Source organism: Gardnerella sp. CCPDSM (assembly GCF_056754715.1).
Genome location: NZ_JBQEQO010000038.1, coordinates 1 through 932 on the forward strand (window position 1 = coordinate 1; position 932 = coordinate 932).

A 932-nucleotide genomic window follows, 5' to 3' on the forward strand; every position below is an offset into this window, starting at 1 on the left:
GGTGTTATGACGGGAAGTAAAACATTACCAATAGTCGCAGCAATATTCTGCAACTCTGTTTTTAGAATCTTCATAGAACCCGAAGCGCCCGCAGCTTCACGCCCAGCCTGCCCTTGAGCGTCAGCAGTCTGCTCCATAATAAGAGCCAAAGTAGCAGCCTGTTTCGCTTGCAAGCTCATCGCGCCTCTACCATCATGCAAACCCATGGCAAGAGCTTTAGCTTTAATAGTCGCCTCGTTAACACCCATACCATAATTGTCAAGCATCGCATTATTACCTTTAAGCGCGCCCGTTAAAGCAAGAACAGCAGACTCGGTTGTGCCACCAAACATAGCAGACAAGTCGCCTGCAAGAGCAACCAGCTTCTGACTCATCTCAGCTGCTTCAGCATCACTTTTCCCACCAATATTTTTCAACATCGCGCCCATAGTATTCGCATACTCTAAAGCTTGACCTTGAGCAATACCATAATAAGATTTCAAACTTCCTGACCATTTAAGCATTCTGTCAGCAGACTTACCGTAAATCTGCTCTGTAGCCCCCATAGCATCCTGTAAGTCTGCTGCAGCAGTAAAACCAGCAGTACCAATAGCAGCAATCGGCAACGTAACTTTCGTGCTTAAACTTTGACCAAGAGATGACATACCATCTCCTAGTTTCTTTATCTTTTTACTCGTACTATCAAACTGGCTACTAAGCTTGGTTAAACTAACACTACCTACCTGTTTTAATTTTTCTTTTAAACTATCAAGATTATTTTCTGTCTCAACAATCTCACGCTGCAACGCATCATACTTGTCTCTACCAAGCTCCCCGTTTTCCAACTGTACTTTAGCCTGCTTATCCGCCTGTTTCAAAACGTTAAGCTTATTAGACGTTTCTTGGATTTCTTTCTGCAAAAAAGCCTGCTTTTGGCTTAAAAGCTGCGTGCT

1 pseudogene is annotated in these 932 nt (G+C 43.6%); it reads right to left on the reverse strand.

Annotation, left to right across the window (positions count from 1 at the left end):
• Positions 1 to 899, reverse strand: a pseudogene (locus tag ACTJLE_RS06370) (hypothetical protein); the annotation flags it as partial.
• Positions 900 to 932: the final 33 nt, after the last annotated feature.